Here is a 3,461-nt window from a genome sequence, read left to right as displayed (position 1 = left end):
GCTGGTCGCAGGGACGCGGGCGGTCGTCATCGCTGGTACCTCATGAGCAGGGCGGCCGCCACCACGACGAAGCCGACGGCCAGGGGCTGGTAGAACTGGGAGACGCCGAGCAGCGTGAGCCCGTTGGTGAGCGCGGTGAGCAGCAGCGCGCCGACCACCGGGCCCAGGACGCTGCCGCGTCCGCCCTGGAGGGCGACACCGCCGAGGACCACCGCGGCGATCGCGTTCAGCAGGTAGGTGGTGTTGGCGGCCGGTTCGGCCGCGCCGAGCCGGGCGACCAGCAGGATCGCCGCGATCCCCGACAGCGCGCCCGCGATGACGTAGACCGCGAGCTTGACGCGCCGGGTGCGCACGCCCATGGCCCGCGCCCCCTCGGGGTTGCCTCCGGTGGCGAGCACGTGCACCCCGAACCGGGTGTGGAACAGGACGACGTGCGCGACCACCGCGACCGCCGCCGCGACGATCACGAAGTAGCCGACGGGGCCGACGGAGCCGCTGGCCAGGCCGAGCAGGAAGGCGCTCACCACCTCGGCGGGCTTGCCGTCGGACAGGATGAGGGCGAGCCCGGTGGTCACCGAGAACATGCCGAGGGTGACCACGAAGTCGGGGATGCGGCCGCGCGCGATGAGCACGCCGCTGGCCGCGCCGGCGAGTCCGGCGGCGGCGACCCCGGCGGCGATGGCCGCGGCGATCGGCCAGCCGTGCGTGTAGAGCATCCCGATGACCACCGCGCCGAACGTCATCGTGGTCGAGGTGGACAGGTCGATCCCGCCGGTGGCGATGACGAACGACTGCCCGACCGCGAGGACCACGAGGATGGCCGCCGAGACCAGCATCGCCTCGATGTTTCCGAGGGTGAGGAAGCTCGGGCTGGCGATCCCGAAGACGACGACCAGCCCGGCCAGGCCGATGACCGCCGCCCAGTCGGCCCAGAAGCCGATGTCGCGCACCCGGGCGCCCAGCGCCGGGCGCTCGGTGAGAGTCACTTGTGCCATGTCATCTCCGTGGTGTCCGTCAGCTGCCGCCGCCGGTGCGGCCCAGCAGTTCGGCGAAGGGGTCGTGGTAGGGCTCGAACGGCCGGGGCGCGGCCGCCTCGGCGTCGGCGACGTTGGCGCCGGTGACCAGCGCGACGGGCGCGTCCACCGTGCGGGGGAGCTCGTGGCCGGCGATGGCCGCGGCGCACGCCTCCATGCCCATCTCGCCGATCGTGTACGGGTACTGGGCGACGGTCGCGGCGAGGTCGCCGCGCCGCACGCCGGCCAGCCCGTCCTCGGTGCCGTCGACGCTGACCACCGCCACCTCGCCGGTGCGCCCGGCGTTGGCGACGGCGCGGGCGACGCCGAGCCCCATGTCGTCGTTGGCCACGAAGAAGCCGGCGAGGCCGGGGTTGGCGCGCAGGATCTCCTCGGCCCGGGTCAGCGCGTCGGACCGGCTCCAGTCCTGGACCGCCACGGTCTGCACGACGTCGAGCCGGCCTTCGGCGGCCTCCTGGAAGCCCTGCAGCCGCGCCGCGCTGGTGACGTCGCCCGCGGTCCCGCCGACCAGGGCGACGGGGGCGCCGTCGCCGGCGAGGTCGGCCATGTGCTCGCCGGCGGTGCGGCCCGCGGCCACGTTGTCGGTGCCGACGTAGGTGGTGATCTCGGCCCCGGACAGCTCCGCGGCCTCGGCGTTGACCGGGCTGTCGATGTTGACCACCGGCTTGCCGTCGCGGGCCAGGGTGCTGAGCGACTGCACCAGGTTGGTGCCGCTGATGGGGTTGATGATGTAGCAGCCGTAGTCCTGGACCGCCACCGCGGCGAGCTTGTCCGCCTGCCCGGTGGTGTCGCTGGTCGACTGGGCCGCCTGGACGGCCACCCGGCCGTCGGCCGCGGAGCGGATGCCGTCGGCCATGGACAGGAAGAAGGGGTTGTCCAGCCCCTTGATGACCGCGGCGACCTGGTCGCCGTGGTCCGCCGTGCCGCAGCCCGCCGTCAGCAGGAGGGTGGCGGCAACCGCGATCCGCACGCGTGTGCGGCGCAGTCCGGAAAACATCGGTCACCTCCGGAAACGGGCGGGACGGGCGAGTCCGCGCGCCAACATGTGACGCACCCTACTCCTACTTTTGGTCGTCGACAATCAAAAGTTCGCTGGCTTTTGGCGGGAGTGCGGGATAATGGTCGGGACGACCGGGCTGACCAGGGAGGATACGCGGTGGACAGCGGCGCGGAGGGACTCGCACAGGTACTCGGGCTGTTCCGTACCCGCGGCAGCCAGACCCGCGCCGACGTGATCGCCGCCACCGGGATGGCCCGCTCCACCGTGAACCAGCGCCTGGAGGCCCTGCTCTCCGCCGGCCTGCTGTGCTCGGCCGGGGAGAACGCCTCCACCGGCGGCCGCCGCGCGGAGCGGTTCGCCTTCGACGCCGACGCCGGGCGGCTGCTCGTCGCCGACATCGGCGCCTCGGGCCTGCGCACCGCCCTGTGCGACCTCGGCGGCCGGGTACTGGCCGAGCGGACCGAGGAGATCCCGGTGACCCGCGGTCCCGAACCGGTGCTCAAGGCGGTCGACGAGCACTTCGCCCGGCTCCCGCTGCCGCGGACCGGCCCCGGCGGCGGGCCCGCGCTGCGCGGCGTCGCGGTCAGCGTGCCCGGTCCGGTGGAGTTCGAGGCCGGCCGCGCGGTCAGCCCGCCGATCATGCTCGGCTGGGACGGGTTCGACATCGCCGGGCACGTCCGCCGCCGCTACGGCGTCACCGCGCTCGTGGACAACGACGTCAACGTGATGGCGTTCGGGGAGCACCGCGCCGGCCCGCCGGGCGTCGGCCACCTCTTCATGCTCAAGGTCGGCACCGGTGTCGGATCCGGCATCATCGCCGACGGCCGCATCCTGCGCGGCGCCCAGGGGGCGGCGGGCGACATCGGCCACCTGCCCGCCCGCCTGGAGGAGCCGCCGTCCCCGGGCGCGGAGCCCGCGCTGTGCCGGTGCGGCAACGTGGGATGCGTCGAGGCGTACGCGGGCGGCTGGGCGTTCGCCCGCGACCTGTTCCCCGGCCTCGCCGACGAGGAGACCGTGAACGCGGTGCCCGAGGCCCTGCGCCTGCTGCGGTCCGGCGACCACCACGCCATCCGGCTGGCCCGCCGCTCCGGCCGCATCCTCGGCGAGGCGGTCGCCGGGGCGGTCAGCCTCCTCAACCCGGCCGTGGTGGTGGTCGGCGGCCAGTTCGCGCTGACCGGGGAGCACGTGCTCACCGGCATCCGCGAGGTCGTCTACCGCCGCTCGCTGCCGCTGGCCACCCGCAGCCTGGTCATCCGCCCGGCCGCGCTCGGCAAGCGGTCCGGCGTGATCGGGCTGGCCCAGCAGCTCGCCGACGCGCTGTTCGCGCCGTCCGGGATCGCGGAGCTGCTGCCGCGGGGGTGACGCCGTTCCCCCCGAGGCGTGCGGGACACCGCCGTGCACCCGCCCCCGGCACGAAAGCGGCCTCC

At 74.6% G+C, this 3,461-nt stretch carries 3 protein-coding genes; 1 reads left to right on the top strand and 2 read right to left on the bottom strand.

Annotated features, from left to right (window positions below; genetic code table 11):
* Window positions 1-26 precede the first annotated feature (26 nt).
* Window positions 27-995 (bottom strand): ABC transporter permease, encoded by a 969-nt coding sequence (locus DEF28_RS26010; RefSeq protein ID WP_114433641.1) that lies wholly within the window; start codon window positions 993-995, stop codon window positions 27-29.
* Window positions 996-1,014: 19 nt separating this feature from the next.
* Complete coding sequence (locus tag DEF28_RS26005) at window positions 1,015-2,031, bottom strand: substrate-binding domain-containing protein (protein WP_114399586.1); 1,017 nt, start codon at window positions 2,029-2,031, stop codon at window positions 1,015-1,017.
* 159 nt (window positions 2,032-2,190) lie between these two features.
* Here DEF28_RS26005 and DEF28_RS26000 point away from each other — a divergent pair, with 159 nt between their 5' ends.
* Window positions 2,191-3,396 (top strand): ROK family protein, encoded by a 1,206-nt coding sequence (locus DEF28_RS26000; RefSeq protein ID WP_114399585.1) that lies wholly within the window; start codon window positions 2,191-2,193, stop codon window positions 3,394-3,396.
* Window positions 3,397-3,461 lie beyond the last annotated feature (65 nt).

Origin of the sequence: Marinitenerispora sediminis (assembly GCF_003336425.1) — a bacterium.
GTDB classification, from domain to species: domain Bacteria; phylum Actinomycetota; class Actinomycetes; order Streptosporangiales; family Streptosporangiaceae; genus Marinitenerispora; species Marinitenerispora sediminis.
The sequence above is the reverse complement of the archived record's forward strand: the minus strand, read 5'-3'. Positions and strand labels throughout refer to the sequence as shown.

Bases quoted from the DNA above. Each gene is read 5' to 3' on its own strand.
- DEF28_RS26010 (WP_114433641.1), bottom strand. From the start codon at position 995: ATGGCACAAGTGACTCTCACCGAGCGCCCGGCGCTGGGCGCCCGGGTG.
- DEF28_RS26005 (WP_114399586.1), bottom strand. From the start codon at position 2,031: ATGTTTTCCGGACTGCGCCGCACACGCGTGCGGATCGCGGTTGCCGCC.